The 16,731-nt window shown below is 46.8% G+C and carries 20 protein-coding genes and 1 pseudogene; 4 read left to right on the forward strand and 17 right to left on the reverse strand.

Annotation, left to right across the window (positions count from 1 at the left end):
- Positions 1–315 precede the first annotated feature (315 nt).
- Positions 316–1,095, forward strand: coding sequence for an adaptor protein MecA (locus H8S54_RS13110; protein WP_021924523.1), 780 nt, complete (start codon positions 316–318; stop codon positions 1,093–1,095).
- Between the two features lie 71 nt (positions 1,096–1,166).
- Here H8S54_RS13110 and H8S54_RS19060 read toward each other — a convergent pair whose 3' ends face one another.
- Positions 1,167–1,307, reverse strand: a complete 141-nt coding sequence (locus H8S54_RS19060; RefSeq protein WP_334298064.1) for a DUF6783 domain-containing protein — start codon at positions 1,305–1,307, stop codon at positions 1,167–1,169.
- Between H8S54_RS19060 and H8S54_RS19065 the strand changes: the two are divergent.
- Positions 1,245–1,403 (forward strand): annotated as a pseudogene (locus H8S54_RS19065) (DUF6783 domain-containing protein); the annotation flags it as partial. The gene H8S54_RS19060 and the pseudogene H8S54_RS19065 sit on opposite strands and share 63 nt — an antisense overlap.
- On the opposite strand, the gene H8S54_RS13115 reads toward H8S54_RS19065, so the two are convergent.
- Positions 1,336–1,539 (reverse strand): DUF1858 domain-containing protein, encoded by a 204-nt coding sequence (locus tag H8S54_RS13115; RefSeq protein ID WP_117851487.1) that lies wholly within the window; start codon positions 1,537–1,539, stop codon positions 1,336–1,338. The pseudogene H8S54_RS19065 and the gene H8S54_RS13115 sit on opposite strands and share 68 nt — an antisense overlap.
- Before the next feature lie 220 nt (positions 1,540–1,759).
- On the opposite strand from H8S54_RS13115, the gene H8S54_RS13120 reads away from it, so the two are divergent.
- Positions 1,760–1,930, forward strand: a complete 171-nt coding sequence (locus H8S54_RS13120; RefSeq protein WP_021926804.1) for a DUF362 domain-containing protein — start codon at positions 1,760–1,762, stop codon at positions 1,928–1,930.
- A 52-nt stretch (positions 1,931–1,982) separates the two neighbouring features.
- Here H8S54_RS13120 and H8S54_RS13125 read toward each other — a convergent pair whose 3' ends face one another.
- From H8S54_RS13125 to H8S54_RS13185, 13 genes are all read right to left on the reverse strand, one after another.
- A complete protein-coding gene (locus tag H8S54_RS13125; RefSeq protein ID WP_021926805.1) occupies positions 1,983–2,537 on the reverse strand; it encodes a helix-turn-helix domain-containing protein in 555 nt (184 codons plus the stop codon).
- Positions 2,538–2,685: 148 nt separating this feature from the next.
- Positions 2,686–4,014 carry a replicative DNA helicase gene (gene dnaB / locus H8S54_RS13130; RefSeq protein ID WP_021926806.1) on the reverse strand — a complete coding sequence of 443 codons (1,329 nt, stop codon included), beginning with the start codon at positions 4,012–4,014 and terminating at the stop codon, positions 2,686–2,688.
- A 29-nt stretch (positions 4,015–4,043) separates the two neighbouring features.
- Positions 4,044–4,493, reverse strand: a complete 450-nt coding sequence (gene rplI, locus H8S54_RS13135) for a 50S ribosomal protein L9 (RefSeq protein ID WP_186901632.1) — start codon at positions 4,491–4,493, stop codon at positions 4,044–4,046.
- On the reverse strand, positions 4,490–6,544 hold the full coding sequence (locus H8S54_RS13140) for a DHH family phosphoesterase (protein WP_021926808.1): 2,055 nt from the start codon (positions 6,542–6,544) through the stop codon (positions 4,490–4,492). The genes rplI and H8S54_RS13140 overlap by 4 nt, the downstream gene beginning before the upstream one ends.
- 197 nt (positions 6,545–6,741) lie before the next feature.
- Positions 6,742–7,008: a 30S ribosomal protein S18 gene (gene rpsR / locus H8S54_RS13145; protein ID WP_021926809.1), complete on the reverse strand. Its 267-nt coding sequence runs from the start codon at positions 7,006–7,008 to the stop codon at positions 6,742–6,744.
- A gap of 42 nt (positions 7,009–7,050) precedes the next feature.
- Positions 7,051–7,503 (reverse strand): single-stranded DNA-binding protein, encoded by a 453-nt coding sequence (locus H8S54_RS13150; protein ID WP_021926810.1) that lies wholly within the window; start codon positions 7,501–7,503, stop codon positions 7,051–7,053.
- A 73-nt stretch (positions 7,504–7,576) separates the two neighbouring features.
- Complete coding sequence (gene rpsF, locus H8S54_RS13155; protein WP_117851485.1) at positions 7,577–7,864, reverse strand: 30S ribosomal protein S6; 288 nt, start codon at positions 7,862–7,864, stop codon at positions 7,577–7,579.
- Between the two features lie 109 nt (positions 7,865–7,973).
- Positions 7,974–8,165, reverse strand: a complete 192-nt coding sequence (locus tag H8S54_RS13160) for a DUF951 domain-containing protein (protein WP_021926813.1) — start codon at positions 8,163–8,165, stop codon at positions 7,974–7,976.
- A 62-nt stretch (positions 8,166–8,227) separates the two neighbouring features.
- Entirely contained in the window at positions 8,228–8,965 is a 738-nt protein-coding gene (locus H8S54_RS13165) for an NAD-dependent protein deacylase (protein ID WP_021926814.1), read from the reverse strand.
- 79 nt (positions 8,966–9,044) lie between these two features.
- Positions 9,045–9,893, reverse strand: coding sequence for a class B sortase (gene srtB / locus H8S54_RS13170; RefSeq protein ID WP_173766379.1), 849 nt, complete (start codon positions 9,891–9,893; stop codon positions 9,045–9,047).
- Between the two features lie 114 nt (positions 9,894–10,007).
- Positions 10,008–11,537, reverse strand: coding sequence for an ATP-binding protein (locus tag H8S54_RS13175; RefSeq protein ID WP_186901633.1), 1,530 nt, complete (start codon positions 11,535–11,537; stop codon positions 10,008–10,010).
- Between the two features lie 10 nt (positions 11,538–11,547).
- Positions 11,548–12,939, reverse strand: coding sequence for a vWA domain-containing protein (locus tag H8S54_RS13180; protein WP_243176821.1), 1,392 nt, complete (start codon positions 12,937–12,939; stop codon positions 11,548–11,550).
- Positions 12,908–13,282 carry a hypothetical protein gene (locus tag H8S54_RS13185; protein WP_147342988.1) on the reverse strand — a complete coding sequence of 125 codons (375 nt, stop codon included), beginning with the start codon at positions 13,280–13,282 and terminating at the stop codon, positions 12,908–12,910. Before H8S54_RS13185 ends, H8S54_RS13180 begins: the two co-directional genes overlap by 32 nt.
- A gap of 212 nt (positions 13,283–13,494) precedes the next feature.
- On the opposite strand from H8S54_RS13185, the gene H8S54_RS13190 reads away from it, so the two are divergent.
- The gene (locus tag H8S54_RS13190; RefSeq protein ID WP_186901634.1) at positions 13,495–14,724 is read left to right on the forward strand and encodes a 6-phosphofructokinase; all 1,230 of its coding nucleotides are present in this window, start codon (positions 13,495–13,497) and stop codon (positions 14,722–14,724) included.
- Between the two features lie 185 nt (positions 14,725–14,909).
- Here H8S54_RS13190 and H8S54_RS13195 read toward each other — a convergent pair whose 3' ends face one another.
- Together H8S54_RS13195 and H8S54_RS13200 are read right to left on the reverse strand one after the other, a co-directional pair.
- Positions 14,910–16,295 carry a uracil-xanthine permease family protein gene (locus H8S54_RS13195; RefSeq protein ID WP_117851475.1) on the reverse strand — a complete coding sequence of 462 codons (1,386 nt, stop codon included), beginning with the start codon at positions 16,293–16,295 and terminating at the stop codon, positions 14,910–14,912.
- 179 nt (positions 16,296–16,474) lie between these two features.
- Positions 16,475–16,699, reverse strand: coding sequence for a hypothetical protein (locus tag H8S54_RS13200; protein ID WP_173766375.1), 225 nt, complete (start codon positions 16,697–16,699; stop codon positions 16,475–16,477).
- Positions 16,700–16,731: the final 32 nt, after the last annotated feature.

Here is a 16,731-nt window from a genome sequence, read left to right on the forward strand (position 1 = left end):
ATAAATCGACGCTGTTTTTAGAAAAAACTAGATGTCTGTGTTAATACTTAATACGAAACTGTGGTTAGCTGTCCTGCTTATCCGTTGTGAACCCCAGTCCGGTCTTTTTTCTTGTCCCTCATTATACGGATTCCCCAGCCATTATGCAAGAGCTTTTTATGAGTTTATTCTTTTTTCCCGGACTGTTTTGAAAAATTTAATAATTACAGAGGAAATTACCTGTTTTTTTCCTATTGCACTTTTGAAACATATATTATACAATGAGAAATCAAGACATAATGATATTTGATACCACAAAGAACAGGATGTGATCATATGAAAATTGAAAAGATCAGCGATACCCAGATCCGCTGCACTCTTACGAAAGAAGATCTGGACAGTCACCAGATCCGTATCAGTGAGCTTGCCTACGGCACGGACAAGGCCAAGAAGCTTTTCCGGGAAATGATGCAGCAGGCCCAGATTCAGTTCGGCTTTGAAGCAGATAACATCCCGCTGATGATAGAAGCAATCCCGATAAGCGGGGAAAGCGTAGTCCTGATCATCACCAAGGTTGAGGATCCTGAGGAGCTTGACACCCGTTTTTCCAAGTTTTCACCATATAAGAAATCCAAACCGGATGCCCTTCACTTTGACGGGGCTGACAATATCATTGATATTTTCCAGAAGCTTTATGAAGAGACAAAGAAAGCCATCTCCAGCGAGGATTCCTCTGAAAAGCAGAAGAACGCCAGCGCAAAGAACGACCAGGCTGCCTCATCTTCTGGAACTTCTGAAAATGAGGATGATGCCGCGAAGATTTCCGTTAATCTTGTAAGGCTTTACAGCTTCCGTACATTAGATGATGTGATTGCGGCAGCCCATGGGCTGGACGGCTTCTATAAGGGCGTGAATACCCTTTATAAGGATGAGAACGCACTTTACCAGCTGATCGTACATCAGTCTTCCTGCACTGCGGAGGAGTTCAACAAGGTCTGCAATATTCTCTCTGAATATGGCAGCGGGCATGCTTTTACTCCTGCCGGAGAAGCACACTTAAAAGAACATGGAGAACTGATCCTGCGCAAAGCACTGCAGCAGCTCGCCCAAATCTGATAAATAAAAAGGACTGGCATTTCGCGCCAGTCCCTTTTATTTATCACTTAGTATATAACCGAACTACGGTACTATATACTAGAGCGTGTTTGAAAAATCATTCCCGCAATCTGCACGCCCCACTTTGCGGGAGATTTTGCCCGAATTCGGTTGCCGTAGCCCGCTACGGCGCCCTCATCCGGACAAAATCTCCCGCAAATTGTGACGCACATCTTACAGAAAGCCTTTTTCAAACACGCTCTAGCGGCCTGCAAGATAATCGTTCAGCTGCTGGATTAATACGTCAGCATCGATTCCGTGTACCATAGCAGCCTCCTCCAGAGATTCCATCTGAGCGGATGGGCATCCTACACATCCCATTCCGGATGCCATAAGAATACCAGCCATATTCGGATCTAACTGAAGAAGCTGACCAATCAGCATATCTTTTGTCACCTGTGCCATGATCTGTTTCCTCCTTTTTGAATTAAACCGTGGTGTTAATTAACTGTTCCATAATCAGTTTCTCCCACGCTCCACCATTATAATACCAAATGTTCATTTACGCAACCATCACAATTCTAAAACTTTGTTTATAATTTTGTACTTGATATCTTATGCCAGATATATTAGAATGTGGTTATATCCCGAGAGGGAACTAAAGAGATTAAAGGAGGATATCACAATGGCATATGTAATTTCTGATGAGTGTGTAAGCTGTGGAACATGCGAAAGCGAATGTCCAGCAGGAGCTATTTCTCAGGGAGATGAGCATTTCGTAATTGACGCTGATACATGCGTAGAGTGCGGAACTTGTGCTGACGCCTGTCCAATGGGCGCTATCAGCGAGGGTTGATTTTCCGGACAATGATAGCGAAGGGAGCTTCCATAATGGGAGCTCCCTTTTTTTATTTATGCGCTTTGCTTTTCTTTTTCCCACGTTTATCCAGGGCTGCGGCGGCTTCCTTTCTGGCAGACTGCTGTCTTCGGATGGTTTCATCCAGCGAACGCCACCTGTCCTCCCCTTCTTTTTTGGCGTGAAGTTCCTGGGTGATCAGACGCTCCATGATTTCCTGGAATTCCAGGATTTTCGTATCTTCTTCCGTTTCCTTTACGCTCTCCCGCAGTTCTTCTTTAAACATTTCTTCATCCTGCTTTTTGTTTTTGTCCGGCAAAGCGGACTCCAAGAGCTGAATTCCGGACGCTTCTGCCTCACCCTTCGGCTCTGACATGTCTCTTCTTGCGATTTTTGGAAGCAGGTCGTGTATGGCTCTTAGCTGCAGCCCCCGATTCTTCAGTTCCTTAATATTCAAAAACAGCTGAATATCCTCTCCGGTGTAGTAGCGGTGTCCCAGCTCATTTCTGCCGATATGCAGATCCAGCTCGTCCTCCCAGTAACGTAGCACATAGGATTTTACCCCTGTCATCTTCACAGTCTCTGCCACGGTATAGCATTTCTCCATACTACCCCTCCTTATGAGATTACTGTTGTTCACAGCAGCATGAAATTCACTGCTTTTATTATAGCAAAGGCACCTTTAATTGCAAGAAAAAAAGGTCGACATAACCTGCCGGCCTTCGCCAGGAAATGCCGCAGCTGACAGCATTTCCTTATTTTTTCATATTTACAAACTGCGTGTATCTTGGCAGCCATACAAGCTCCACGGTACCAATAGGGCCGTTTCTCTGTTTGGCTATGATGATTTCCGCAATGTCCTTCTTCTCTGTGTCCTTGTGGTAATAATCATCACGGTAAATGAACATTACCACGTCCGCATCCTGCTCGATGGCTCCTGACTCTCGAAGGTCAGAAAGCATAGGCCTGTGATCCGGACGCTGTTCCACTGCTCGGCTAAGCTGGGACAGGGCGATCACCGGCACGCTCATCTCACGTGCCAGAGCCTTAAGGGAACGGGAAATATCGGAAATCTCCTGCTGTCTGGAATCTGAGTGTCCGCTTCCGGTCATCAGCTGAAGATAGTCGATCATAACAATTCCAAGGTTGTGCTCCAGCTTATATTTCCTGCACTTGGACCGGAGCTCGGAAATGGAAATACCAGGCGTATCGTCAATGATCAGGTTGGAACGGCCGATAATATCCGCGCCCTCCACCAGCTTGGTCCAGTCCTCATCCTTCAGATTACCGGTTCGCATGTTCTGGGAATCCACATGGGACTCCATGGCAAGGAGACGGTTTACAAGCTGCTCCTTGGACATCTCAAGACTGAATATGGCAACGGTAACATCCTTGCGAAATGCCATATACTGGGCAATGTTCAGAACAAACGCTGTTTTTCCCATGGAAGGACGGGCTGCGATCAGAACCAGGTCAGAGGCATGCATTCCGGAGGTCTTGTAATCCAGATCCACAAATCCGGTAGGAATACCAGTTACGGACCCCTTCAGCTTGGATGCCTTTTCAATGTTGTTAACTGCATTTAACACAACCTGCTGAATGGGAACAAAATCATCGCTGGTCTTTCGCTGCAGAACATTAAAAAGCTTCTTCTCTGCATCCTCTAAAATCATCTGGGTGCTGTCCTTCTCCAGGTAGCAGGAATTCTCCACTTCCTCATTGACCTTAATCAGACGTCTTAAAACAGCTTTCTCGCTGACGATATTTGCATAATATTTCACATTGGCAGATGTGGGAACCGCAGAAATCAGATCCCTCACATATTCCATGCTGCTGATATCCGGCGGAAGATCCTTCTCTTTCAGACGATTCTGAAGAGTGATCAGATCCACCGGCTTGCCCTCATTGCACAGCTCCACCATAGCATCAAAAATAATTCCGTACTGGCTCTGATAAAAATCGTCGCTGGTCAGAATCTCTGACGCTACCAAAATGGCATCACGGTCCAGGATCATGGAACCGATCACAGACTGCTCTGCTTCAATACTGTGAGGAAGAATCCTCTTGATCAATGCTTCTTCCATTTAGCACAAACATCCTCTCTTACTGCTCCTTATGCCTCTTCCTTTACCCATACCTTCAGGCTTCCGGTTACCTTAGGATGAAGCTTTACAGGTACATTGGTAACGCCAAGGTTGCGGATGGGGTTTGGAAGCACCAGTTTCTTTTTCTCGATGTCAAGGTTCAGCTGTTTCTTGGCAGCTTCGGAAATTTCCTTGGTGGATACGGAACCGAAGGTTCTTCCACCCTCGCCTACCTTCAGGGTAAGGATTACTTCTTTGTCCTCCAGATTCTTTGCAAATACTCTGGCAGCTTCTAAGTTCTCCTGTGCCACCTTCTCCTCATTTGCTTTCTGAAGCTTCAGGTCATTTAAGTTCTTCGGGGTAGCCTCAAGGCCAAGCTTCTTCGGCAGGATCATGTTTCTTGCATATCCGTCGCTTACGTTAACGATTTCCCCTTTTTTTCCAAGGGATTTTACATCCTCTAACAAAATTACTTTCATTCTTTGAATTCTCCTTCCTGATATAACTGATCTATAATTTCTTTGATCATCTGCTCAGTCTCATCTTCTGTTGCCTTCACCTGGGCTCCGGCAATGTTCAGATGACCGCCTCCGCCCATGCGTTCCATCATAACCTGCACGTTCACTTCATCAATGGCACGCGCACTTACATATACCTCATTATTGTATGGAGTCAGCACAAACGAAGCCTTCACGCCGGCGATGTTCAGAAGCTCATTGGCAGCCTGGGCTCCTACTACGGTAGGGCTCTCCAGGCCTTCACTTGGACATCTGCCGATTGCAAAGCAGTTCCGGTAGATCTGAGCAGTCCGTACAACCTCTGCTCTTGCCTTATAGGCATCAATGTTATCACGGAGCATCTTGCGCACTCTCGTAATGTCTGCACCGTTTCTTCGAAGGAATGCAGCCGCCTCAAAGGTACGCACACCAGAGCGGGTAGTAAAGTTATTGGTATCAATGACCATACCTGCGTACAGACAGTCTGCCTCCAGGCTTCTCAGTCTCAGATCATCTGAGAAATACTGAAGGATCTCGGCAACCATCTCACAGGTGGATGATGCATAAGGCTCCACATAGGAAAGCACGGCATTTTGAATGACTTCGCTTCCTCTTCTGTGGTGATCCAGTACGACAATGGTCCTGGTTAAGTACAGAAGATCCTGGCACTCGGTGTAGCTTGGCTTGTTGGTATCTACTACAACCACAACCGTATTATTGTCCACAAGCTCTTTGGCCTGGGCGCAGTCCACAAACATGGAAGGCTCATAATCCGGATTGTTGATATAGCCTGCCATCAGCGGCCGGATGGAAGTAGTGGGATCATTGACCACAATGTGAACCGGCTTTCCAAGGGTCTTGCCTGCACGGTAAATACCGATGGCAGCGCCTAAAGCATCCACATCTGTGATCTTGTGTCCCATAACCACAACCCGGTCCTTGGTGCTCATGAACTCTTTCAGAGCCTGTGCCTTCACCCTTGCCTTCACACGGGTGTTCTTCTCTACCTGCTGGGATTTGCCCCCAAAATAGGTGATGGAATCCCCGTTCTTGATCACTACCTGATCGCCGCCGCGGCCAAGGGCCATCTCGATGGCAATACGGCAGTACTCATAGTTCTGCAGATAGTTGGCACCGTTCAGTCCGATACCGATACTTAAGGTGACAGCCATCTCATTTCCGATGTTCACCGTCTTGACCTCGTCCAGGATATGGAACCGCTGTTCCTTCAAGGCCTCCAGGGAACTCTGGCGCATGATCAGGAAATATTTATCCCGCTCAAGCTTGCGCACAAGCCCGTCGAAATTGGAAAAATACTTGGTGATTTTCCTGTCGATCAGGGCAATCAGAAGGGAACGGCGCACATCCTCCACGCCCTCCAGTGCTTCCTCATAATTGTCCAGATAGGCAAGTGCAACTACCAGCTTGTCATCCTCATTCTTCTGGATGTATTCCTGAAGCTCGGTCTCGTCATAGAAGAACATCGCTACCACGCTGACGTCTGAATCCACATTTTCCAGAATGCGTGCTTCATTTATCACATCCTTCATGGTCACAAGCTGCATGGAAACCCGGTAGATCCGGTCTCCGTAGCTGGTGCTCATCTCCGCGATTGCCTGCTTCTCCGGGATGGGAATGCGCTCCAGTGTGATTTCCGGAAAGATGGTGTTAATATTCTTATTATACATCTGGTCTTTCCCCGTCAGCTGGGAAAATACCTTATTTGACCAGATCATCCTGCCATTGGTGTCCATAATGGCATAGGGAAGTGCCAGATCGTCCAGCAGGCGCTTCTCCAGCGATTCATACTGATTGGCAAAGGCAATCAGGTCATTGAGAATCATCGGGCGATGATAGTGGGTCAGCAAAAGCGCAGCTGCCACGTAAATCACCAGTCCTGCCAGTGACAGAAGTCCTGCCTTCACATTTACTGTAAAAATCAGAACATTCAGAAGAACAAGAAGGATGGTCAGATACAGCGGCCATCTCATAAACCGCTTCATGGACCCTTTGAATTTCAGTTTTTTATTCATAAGTTTATCCTCACTTACAAAAACTCAGATTCCCAGCAGGCAAACTGCCCCGGGAAAATTTTTCGCCTTTGAAGGATAGTATAACAGATTCTTGGATATTTTTCCATAGAAGAGTTTATAAAAACAAAAAAGCCCCTAAATACCAGTAAAACCAGTATTTAAAGGCCTTAAGCGTCTGCATCACTGCATTCAGGAAATTAGTCCTGGATGTATGGCATCATTGCAAGATGACGTGCTCTCTTAACAGCAACAGTCAGAGCTCTCTGATGTTTTGCGCAGTTTCCGGTAATTCTTCTAGGAAGGATCTTACCTCTCTCGGAAACGTATTTTCTTAATTTTGCTACGTCCTTGTAATCGATTTCGTTATTCTCTTTACCACAGAATACGCAAACTTTTTTTCTTCTGCGTCCGCCTCTTCTCTTCATTGGAGAATCTGGTCTTTCGCCTCTATTATTGTAAGCCATGTTGGTTTTCCTCCTGTTTTATTCAGTTTTTAAAGCTGTGCTCTAGTTAAACGGCAATTCCTCGTCAATTCCATCCGGAATGTTCATGAAGCCCTCAGCAGCAGCTCCCGGGTTTGGCATGGAAGCCTCCGGAGCGCTTGTACGTGGATGGGAAGCTGCGTAGCTGTCGCTGGAAGCCTTGCTCTCAGCAAACTCCTGATCCTCCACAACCACCTCTGTGGTGTAAACCTTCTGTCCATCACGGTTGGTATAGCTTCCGGTCTGAATACGGCCTGTTACGGCAATCTTCAGTCCCTGACGGAAATATTTCTCAGCAAATTCCGCTGTACGTCCGAAAGAAACACACGGAATAAAATCCGCACTTGCCTCTCCATCGCGACGGAATCTTCTGTCTACAGCCAATGTGTATCTGGCAATTGCCAGTGCATTCTCTCCTGCGGAATATCTTACCTCAGGATCTCTTGTTAAGCGACCCATTAAAACTACTTTGTTCATTCTTCTTACCTCTCTTAATATGCTAAGTGAACGACCTTTAATGGTGCTCTCTGAATCTGATCATGCAAAAAGATTACGCGTCTTTTCTGACAACTAAGTATCTTAATACGTTGTCCATGATACGTACATGTCTTTCTACTTCTGCCGGACACTGTGCGTCTGCCTCAAACTGAATAAAGTAGTAGAAGCCTTCATGCATTTTCTGAATCTCGTAAGCTAATTTCTTCTTACCCCATTCTTCAACGTCTGTGATAACGCCGTTGTAACGAGTGATGTATCCTTTAGCTTTCTCAACTACTGCATCACGTACTTCGTCTTCAACTTTAGCGCTAACAACTAATGCTAACTCGTACTTGTTCATGCTTGTCTTACCTCCTTATGGTCTGTTGGCCCTTTGCCTGTCAAAGAGCAAGGATATTTTATATATCACGATTTTTGATTCTAACATACTTTTTGTGGACTGTAAAGCATTATTTTTCCTTTTTTTGAAGATTTTTTGTGTTTTTCTCCACCATTTTACGGGGAACCATGATCTGATGCCCGCATCCCATGCACTTCAGGCGGAAATCTGCGCCCACTCGCAAGATCTCCCAGTCCTTGCTGCCGCATGGATGGCCTTTTTTCAAAGTAACGATGTCTCCGATTTCATAAACTTCTGCCATAATCTGACAAACTCCTCTTAAAAACGTTTTATTCTGTGTGTCTCTTCACACGTTTCCAAATACTATTTTTCTGCCTTTTTCACCTGGATCTGTGAAAATACCTGTCCAATAGGCTCCTTGATCAGAAGATCCGCATACCGGTCTCTTGGTGTAGGTGATTTGTTGATCACCACCAGATGCTCACCGGAAAAATAATCGATCAGGCCTGCTGCCGGGTAAACCGCAAGGGAGGTTCCTCCGATGATCAGAACCTGTGCCTGGGAAATAGCCCGCACCGCCTCGCTGATCACACCGTTGTCCAGTCCTTCCTCATACAGCACCACGTCCGGCTTGATCATTCCGCCGCAGGTGCATTTAGGCACGCCCTTTGCATTTTTCATGTAGGCGAAATCGTAGGATTTGCCGCATTTCATACAGTAATTGCGGTATACGCTTCCGTGAAGCTCCAGTACCTTTTTGCTTCCGGCCATCTGATGAAGATTGTCGATGTTCTGGGTGATCACTGCTTTCAGCTTGCCTGATGCCTCCAATTCTGCCAGTTTCAAATGAGCCGCATTTGGCTTTGCTGTGTCACACAGCATCTTGTCCTGATAGAAACGGTAAAATTCATCCGGGTGACGCATAAAAAAGGTATGGCTTAATATGGTTTCTGGAGGATAGTCGTACTTCTGGTTATACAGGCCGTCCTGGCTTCGAAAATCCGGGATTCCGCTTTCTGTGGAAACTCCCGCTCCCCCGAAAAATACAATATTGTCATACTTATCGATCAGTTCCTGCAGTCTTTTTGCTTCCTCGCTCATATGCCATCTTCCTCCAATCCCAGCAGCCTGGCAGGAGAATTTCCCGCCTTGCGCGCCTTTGCATTCCATTTCTCAAAAATCAGTTCTCACTGCTGTCTGTCTTTTTCACCACATCAAGGGTGTCCACTCTTTTTCCCTGAACCACATAACGTGTGGATTCATTGCCCGTACAGGTGGAAAGGGTAACGATCTTATCTTCCACTCCCAATTCTCCCGGCGTGGTCTTAATATCCGAATAAGAAACAATCTTGTTCATGTAGTCCACAAATTCCTGTCCCGGGCCCTTAAACAGCGTGTAGGTATCGCTGTTTACCGCTGTAGTGTACGCAGAAATAATCTCATATCTGTAGTTCTTCTCCGGCGTGAAAATCCAGAAATATTTGCTCTTGTTATAGGCAGAATCGTCCTTGCTGAAATTCTTCAGCTGGCCGAACATGCTGCCGTTTTTCATATTATGTCCGTAAACCAGGGTATTGCAGTCACTGAAGTCAGCCTTATTCTCATAATCAATGAAAATAGTTCCGGCAAAATTATAGTTCTTCTCATAAGTCATATGAAGATACTGGTCATTGTCAGTTCCCCGAACTACCGGATAGCTGACCCCGTCCAGAGCCTCTACATAAATCCAGCCGATCACATCTGTGTTAATGCTTCTTAAAGAATCAAAATCAATGTCCATAGGGGCTTTCAGGGTGGGACCTTCCGGTCCTGCCGGTTCCTGTTCCTGGGCATCCTGATCCGGATCGCGCTCTGTCACTGCCATCTGGGCAATGGCATTGTACTCATCTGAGCCCTTTTTGTACTCTGTGTAAATATGATAAAGATTGTATGCCGCATAGCAGAATATGCAGATTGCTGCGATCAGCACAACCGTAAGCAGCACATCTCCCGCCTTTTTCTTCTTTTTAGGTTTCTTATCTTCCTTCATGGCAACCTCCTTTTTCTCATGAACTTTCTTCCTCTCCAGGGATGCAGTTTCCCGGAACTTTTTCGCACATTTCCTCCCTGTCATTATAAGCGCTGGGAAAAATTCCCGCAACTATCATTCCTGCAGGGAATCCAGAATCGCCCTGCATTCTTCCCGCATGGCATTCTCCTGCTTCTGGTAAAGCAAAAGCCCGCAGTGCCTGAAATAAGCATCGCATCCATGTTCGGAAATAAAAGTACTGGTGCACGGATTCCCGGTAAGCCCGGTCTCCAGAAGCAGCAGCTCCTGTCCTTCTCCAAAGCAGTCTTCCAGAAAGGCAAAGCCCCTCTCCAGCATAGTTTTCGTGCGCTCCAATTCCCTGCCCCGCAGCTCACATTCTTTTTCAAACAGCTGGCGTATCAGCTGGAAGCCTTCCTGGCAGTCCGTCACATGAGCCTCGCAGATCTGAAGAAAATACTCTTCCAGAATCCCGATCTGCTCTTCCTCCTGGCATCTCTCCCGCTCCGACAAAAGCTCTGCCTTCCATTTCGCATCCAGTGCTTTTCTTCTTTCTGCCAGAAACTCTTTCATGGAATCCACACATGTTTGCTCCTGGAAAAAACGCTTCAGCTGTATCAGATTCTGGTGGAGCATCACAGTTCTTACATCCACTTTTTCGAAAGCTGCTGCCTGCTGATCAAGTGCTTCCATTACAAGCTGGGTCAGGGTAAACCGCTCCTCAAACTGCGCCCTGGCTGCCATCTCACAGATCAGCCTGTATTCCTTCTGGGGCACAGTTTCCTCTAGAATTTCCCCTACCCGGTAATCCGTTTTGTACCTTTCATATAGTCTATAATAGGCGGCAAAGTCCCTTGTAATTTCCTCTTTCTGAAGAAACTCGCCAACAATCTCTTCGGATACTTCCACCTGAAGCTCTTCATAGCTTTTGAGAAGCTCCGAAAGGTCCTCCCAGCCTCTGGCAGTCACAAAAAATTTTCCGTCTACCGTGTTTTCCACTATGTAGAAATTCTCTTTTTTCAGAGTCAGATAGGACAAAATGGCGCCGTGGACCTGCCTTTTCCCGGCGTATTCCAGCCACACATCTGTCTGGGCCTGTATCTCAAGCTTTCGCACGCGGTCCAGGGTTACAATGTCAAACTCCCGGACAGACTTGTTGTACTCAGGAGGATTGCCTGCTGCCACAATGATCCACCCCTTCGGCACTTTATGGGTTCCGAAGGTTTTGTTCTGCAAAAACTGGAGCATGGCAGGCGCCAGTGTCTCGGACACACAGTTGATCTCATCCACAAAAAGGATTCCTTCTTTTTTGCCGGTGTGCTCCATGCATTCGTAGACGGATGCGATGATCTCGCTCATGGTGTATTCGGTGATATTCATTTCCTTGCCGCCATAATTTCTGGTGACGATTTTCGGCAGTCCTACCGCGCTCTGACGGGTATGATGGGTGATGGTATAGGCCACGAGCCCAACCTGGCATTCCTCTGCGATCTGCTCCATAATGGCTGTTTTGCCGATTCCCGGAGGTCCCATCAGAAGGATTGGCCTCTGGCGCACCAGAGGATAGGTGTACCCACCCTTTTCGTTTTTTCTCAGATAAGCCAAAAGGGTATGCTTAATCTCATTTTTTGCTTCTTTTATATTCATCGGTTTGCTCCTAACTGATCACCAGCTTGTATGCCCAATTCGGCACATATTTCATATTTTCATTCTTTTTCACAAAGACAAAAGCAGTCTCGTAATCTGGCTTCTGCCCCGGATAAATGCCGTCGCCGTCTGTGAAATAAATCAGGGCTTTCAGGTTTTTCAGTTCCTTTTTCTCCCGTTCTTTCTTTATATAAGTAAAAACAGGCACAAAATCTGTGCCGCTTCGCCCCTGTATCTGCACATTTCGCACGTATTCCTTCCACTCTTCTTCCGAATGGATCACGGACACAGACTGGATGCAGCAGTCGCACTGAATAATGTAGACTTTCATTTTCCGGAAAAAATTCTCTCTTGTGCTGAGAATCTGATAGGTTTCCCCCAGAAACCGCTGCACCAGCTCCCTGGAACAGGAACCTGAGGTGTCGATGGCGATGACCAGCTCCTCCAAGCGGTTTACTTCCTTATACTCCAACGGTTCGATCAGAGGCAGATTTCCATAGTGCTCCATTCCGAAATGATAGAAAATGTAGTCAAAGCTTTCCTCATCCAGCTGGATTTCTTCCCTTGGAAAAGCAAATTTTTTCAGAAATTTCCGGTAGTCATAACGGCTTTTGTAAAGCTGTTCCAGCTCTTCCTGGCGGTTTCCAGGATTGGCACCGATCCGGTGCTTCTGGTGTTCTTTTCCAAGGGTGGTGTAGGTGAGGATCTTCTCCCAGCGGCTTTTCTCCTGCTTTGCCCTCTCCGGATTCAACTTCCACAAAGAATGGTCATCAAATGCAAAAAGCTGCTCCATTTCCTCCTGGGAAAACGGAAGCTTCTCCTGTTCAAGCCGATGGTACAATACCTCCGCAGATAAAGGCCTTCCTCCAAAAAATTCCAAAACCCGGCCACGTAGCTTCTTTTCTTCTGCAGAAAATCCCCACAGATCTTCCGGTATATTTTCCTTTAACAAAAGCTCTGCTGCCAGATCGCAGGCAAGGTTCCACAACCGTTTCTTTGCTTTTTCCTGGGAAAAGGGGTGAAGGTACAGGCAGTGAAACAGAATATGCAGATATCCCCGTTTCAGTGCTCCGGGATTTTTCTCCCAGACACGGATGAGAAACATAGGATCTGCCAGAATCCGGCTTCCGTCTGTGCCGATTCCGTGAATTTCCTGCAGGTCTGTTCTCCTGCTTTTCTCCCTGCTGATCACTTCACAGAAAAGGGCCGCGATTCCCGGTGAAAAAAATGGAAATCTGGCGCAGACTTCGCTGCGGCAGGTATATAAAATACGGCTTCCAAGCTCCCGACAGGCGGATTCTCTGGCATTTTCCGAAGTCCCGGCGCTCTGGGCAGCCTCTGCATTCGTGGACGCCTCTTTTTTCATAACCTCAGAGGGTGAAATCTCTGTCCGTATATCCATATTTACTGTCCTTTAATTTCATCAGCCACACCAGGCTTTCCAGTTTCTGCTCTTTCCTGGCGGTGCGGATAAAGCTCTCCAGTTCATTTATTCCAAACCAGTCCATTCCTGCCAGCTGCTCCATTTCACAGATATTTTCCTGGCGGATCAATTCTTCCATGGCTGGACGTATTCTCCGCTTCAGGTACTGGCTGTATGCGTTTTTTGCTTCTTCTGAAGTCTCTTCTTTTTCCTGAAAAAAGCCTTCCAACGCACAGGACAGCTTCACTTTCTCCTGCCCCGTACTTTTGAATTTCTCGTATAAAAATTCCTGTTCTTTATCCATCGATTCTTTCACGCTCACTTTTTTATGCAGTCTCCCTGCCTGTTATTATAATCCATCCTTTCTTTTCCCACAATGTAAAATTTTCCAATACAGTCCGTCTGCGCCACCCAAATTCCAGCTGAGTTTTCCGCAAAGCGGGGCGTTGGAATGATTTTTCAAACAGACTCTAGCCACCAGCCTGCCTTCCTGTTATAATGAAGAGACCAAGAACAACAGGAGGACTTACTTGTATGGCAAAAAAGAATCTGATCGTCGGACAGTCCGGCGGACCTACCGCAGTGATAAACAGCAGTCTTTATGGTGTGGTTTCTGAGGGAATCCGTCAGGAGGAAATCGGACATGTTTATGGAATGGTAAATGGAATTGAGGGATTTTTGAAAGGCACAGTCCTGGATTTTGAGGAAGCTCTTCCCGGGGAAAAGCTGGAATACCTCACTTACACCCCAGGTGCTTATCTTGGCTCCTGCCGCTATAAGCTTCCCCAGTCTTTGGAGGACCCGGTATACCCGGAACTGTTCCGCAGGTTTGAAGAGATGAATATTGGCTGGTTCTTTTATATTGGCGGAAATGACTCCATGGATACGGTGAGCAAGCTTTCCCGCTATGCAACCATGATCGGCAGTGACATCCGCATTATCGGCGAACCTAAAACCATTGACAATGACCTTGTGCATACCGATCATACGCCTGGATTTGGAAGTGCGGCCAGATATGTGGCTTCCACAGTCCGCGAGATCACCCTGGATGCCAGCGTCTATGAGAAAAAATCCGTAACCATCGTGGAGATCATGGGACGTCACGCAGGCTGGCTGACCGCCGCAGGTGCCCTTGCCCGCAAATATACAGGTGACAATCCTCTTCTTATTTATCTGCCTGAGACAGCTTTTGACACAGAGAAATTCCTTACGAAGGTAAGCAGTGCATTTGAGAAAAACTGCAACGTTGTGGTTTGTGTTTCTGAAGGAATCCACGATGCCAAAGGCACCTTCATCTGTGAATATGACAACTCCGTAGGCACCGATACCTTCGGACACAAAATGCTGGCAGGCTGCGGCAAATACCTGGAAAACCTGGTGCGTGGCCGCCTTGGAGTGAAAGCCCGCTCCATTGAGCTGAATGTAAGCCAGCGCTGCAGCGCTTCCCTTCTTTCTGACACAGACCGGCAGGAAGCTGTTACAGCTGGAATTTTCGGTGTTCAGGCTGCACTTAAGGGTGAGACGGGCAAGATGGTTTCCTTTATCCGCCAGGAAACTCCAGATGGCGTTTACCAGATGAAATGCGGACTTGAGGATGTGAACCAGATCTGCAACGAGGAGAAAACCGTTCCTCTCTCCTGGATTACGGAGGATGGCTCTGATGTGACAGAGGATTTCATCCGCTACGCACGCCCGCTGATCCAGGGAAATGTGGCGCTCCCTATGGGCGAAGACGGGCTTCCGGTTTGCGTATATCGCAAATAAAAAGCACTTCTGTATATGAATATAACACGCTTCATGAATGGCAAACTTGAAATTTGACAAACCATCGAAAACTTTGATTATCCATATACCCAAACAGCACCAGACGAGAGATCACTCCCATCCGGTGCTGTTTTTCATCTTATTCCATTTCTTCCATATTCAATTTTCCGTTCAGATTTTCCCATTTATTTCTCATTCTCAAAAAGTCTGTGATCCACTTCCAGCTTCTCCTGAATCTGGCTGTCATGAATCTTTTCTTCTTTTTTCTCATCCCGTGACTTAGGCAGGATCAGATTCAGACAGACTGCAATGATCGTTGCCAGAACTACAGGAGATTTTCCAAAAATAGTAGTCACCCACGAAGGAAGTGTGGCAAGTGCTGCGTTGGCCTGGGATACGCCTACTCCAAGGGCTGCTGCCAATCCGACAATGGAGGAGTTGCGGTAATCCATCTCAGCGGAAGCCACCAGTTTCATACCGGTCATGGCAATGGATGCAAAAACGGATACTGTTGCACCGCCCAGCACGCACTGCGGAATGGTTGTCAGAAGTGCGGAAAACTTCGGCACAAATCCGGCAATGCCAAGGAATGCAGCTGCAAGTCCCAGAACCCAGCGGTTGATAACCTTGGTGGTGGTTACAATACCTACGTTCTGGCTGTATGTAGCAGTGGGAAGTCCGCCAAATAAAGCGCCGATGATGTTGGTAATACCATACGCCACAATACCGCTCTGGAGTTCCTGATCCTTCGGAGTACGGTTCATGGCACCGATGGTGGTGGCGGAATAATCTCCGATGGCCTGAATGGAGTTGATGGCAAACAGAAGTCCGATGGCAACGCAGGCAGAAATCTCAAAATGCACTCCAAAGTGCATCAGCTGGGGCAGCTGGAACACGCTTGCATTTCCAACACTGGACAGATTCACCATGCCAAAGGGAATGGATACCAGATATCCGGCCAGCATACCGATCAGAATGGAGGAAAGCTTCCAGATTCCTTTTCCAAAATGATTCAGCGCAGTTACAACAGCCAGGGTGAAGAATGCAACCAGCCAGTTCTGCCAGGAACCGTAGTCCGGATTGGAAGTTCCGCCTGCCATATAGTTGATGGCAGTTGGATACAGGGAAAGTCCAATGGTGAAAACTACTGTTCCTGTGATCAGCGGCGGGAAAAATACGCGGATCTTCTTCACCAGAATTCCCATGATAACCGCTACAATTCCACCTACGATCTGCGCTCCCATAATGGTATCAATTCCGTATCCGTCCGCAATGGCCTGCATACTTGGCACATATGCGAAGCTGACACCCATGATCATGGGAAGTCCGGAACCAATCCGAAACTTTTTCCCGATTGGAAACAGCTGGACCAAAGTGGAAAACGCAGCGATCACAAGAGCAGCCTGAATAAGGATGACCTGGTCCTTATTCTCAAGGCCGGCTGCTCCTGCCACAATAATGGCAGGGGTGACACATCCCACGATCATTGCAACTACATGCTGCAGCGCAAGAGGAAGAGCTTCCTGGATACGCGGGATACCATCAGTTTCAAAAATACTGCCTCTCTTCATAATGTTCTCCTGCTTTCTTTTGTTTTATATAGTATACCAAATAGTGGGCGCAAAAACAATTAGATTACCTAAAAATCTTTGTATTATTGTTAACAAAAAAACAAGCTTGTTTTTGTCTATATTTATTGTTTTTGTCTATATTTATAAGAGGCTAATTTCCGGTGGTCTCATGCTCTCACCTACTTTACAAGACCGGAATTGCTTCTGTATTCTTCATTCAGTTCCCGCAGTTCCTTTTCCCCATTAATATACGGCTCATAAAAAGCATCCACAGACCCGCCGCCCAGATTATCACACCCATTGCAAAAATCACACGCACCTCCGCACTGATTCAGCCCCTCCTGGACGATGCGGATTCTCTCTTCTTTTGTTGTGTCTTTGATCAGTATACTTGATATTTCCATAGCTGTTTTCCTCCTGTTTATGATTGCGCTTT

The organism is Blautia segnis, assembly GCF_014287535.1.
GTDB lineage: Bacteria > Bacillota > Clostridia > Lachnospirales > Lachnospiraceae > Blautia_A > Blautia_A acetigignens.

Excerpts from the sequence above, each read along its gene's own strand:
- H8S54_RS13110 (WP_021924523.1), top strand. The coding sequence starts at position 316 with ATGAAAATTGAAAAGATCAGCGATACCCAGATCCGCTGCACTCTTACG.
- H8S54_RS19060 (WP_334298064.1), bottom strand. The coding sequence starts at position 1,307 with ATGTGCGTCACAATTTGCGGGAGATTTTGTCCGGATGAGGGCGCCGTA.
- H8S54_RS13115 (WP_117851487.1), bottom strand. The coding sequence starts at position 1,539 with ATGGCACAGGTGACAAAAGATATGCTGATTGGTCAGCTTCTTCAGTTA.
- H8S54_RS13120 (WP_021926804.1), top strand. The coding sequence starts at position 1,760 with ATGGCATATGTAATTTCTGATGAGTGTGTAAGCTGTGGAACATGCGAA.
- H8S54_RS13125 (WP_021926805.1), bottom strand. The coding sequence starts at position 2,537 with ATGGAGAAATGCTATACCGTGGCAGAGACTGTGAAGATGACAGGGGTA.
- dnaB (WP_021926806.1), bottom strand. The coding sequence starts at position 4,014 with ATGGAAGAAGCATTGATCAAGAGGATTCTTCCTCACAGTATTGAAGCA.
- rplI (WP_186901632.1), bottom strand. The coding sequence starts at position 4,493 with ATGAAAGTAATTTTGTTAGAGGATGTAAAATCCCTTGGAAAAAAAGGG.
- H8S54_RS13140 (WP_021926808.1), bottom strand. The coding sequence starts at position 6,544 with ATGAATAAAAAACTGAAATTCAAAGGGTCCATGAAGCGGTTTATGAGA.
- rpsR (WP_021926809.1), bottom strand. The coding sequence starts at position 7,008 with ATGGCTTACAATAATAGAGGCGAAAGACCAGATTCTCCAATGAAGAGA.
- H8S54_RS13150 (WP_021926810.1), bottom strand. The coding sequence starts at position 7,503 with ATGAACAAAGTAGTTTTAATGGGTCGCTTAACAAGAGATCCTGAGGTA.
- rpsF (WP_117851485.1), bottom strand. The coding sequence starts at position 7,864 with ATGAACAAGTACGAGTTAGCATTAGTTGTTAGCGCTAAAGTTGAAGAC.
- H8S54_RS13160 (WP_021926813.1), bottom strand. The coding sequence starts at position 8,165 with ATGGCAGAAGTTTATGAAATCGGAGACATCGTTACTTTGAAAAAAGGC.
- H8S54_RS13165 (WP_021926814.1), bottom strand. The coding sequence starts at position 8,965 with ATGAGCGAGGAAGCAAAAAGACTGCAGGAACTGATCGATAAGTATGAC.
- srtB (WP_173766379.1), bottom strand. The coding sequence starts at position 9,893 with ATGAAGGAAGATAAGAAACCTAAAAAGAAGAAAAAGGCGGGAGATGTG.
- H8S54_RS13175 (WP_186901633.1), bottom strand. The coding sequence starts at position 11,537 with ATGAATATAAAAGAAGCAAAAAATGAGATTAAGCATACCCTTTTGGCT.
- H8S54_RS13180 (WP_243176821.1), bottom strand. The coding sequence starts at position 12,939 with ATGGATATACGGACAGAGATTTCACCCTCTGAGGTTATGAAAAAAGAG.
- H8S54_RS13190 (WP_186901634.1), top strand. The coding sequence starts at position 13,495 with ATGGCAAAAAAGAATCTGATCGTCGGACAGTCCGGCGGACCTACCGCA.
- H8S54_RS13195 (WP_117851475.1), bottom strand. The coding sequence starts at position 16,295 with ATGAAGAGAGGCAGTATTTTTGAAACTGATGGTATCCCGCGTATCCAG.
- H8S54_RS13200 (WP_173766375.1), bottom strand. The coding sequence starts at position 16,699 with ATGGAAATATCAAGTATACTGATCAAAGACACAACAAAAGAAGAGAGA.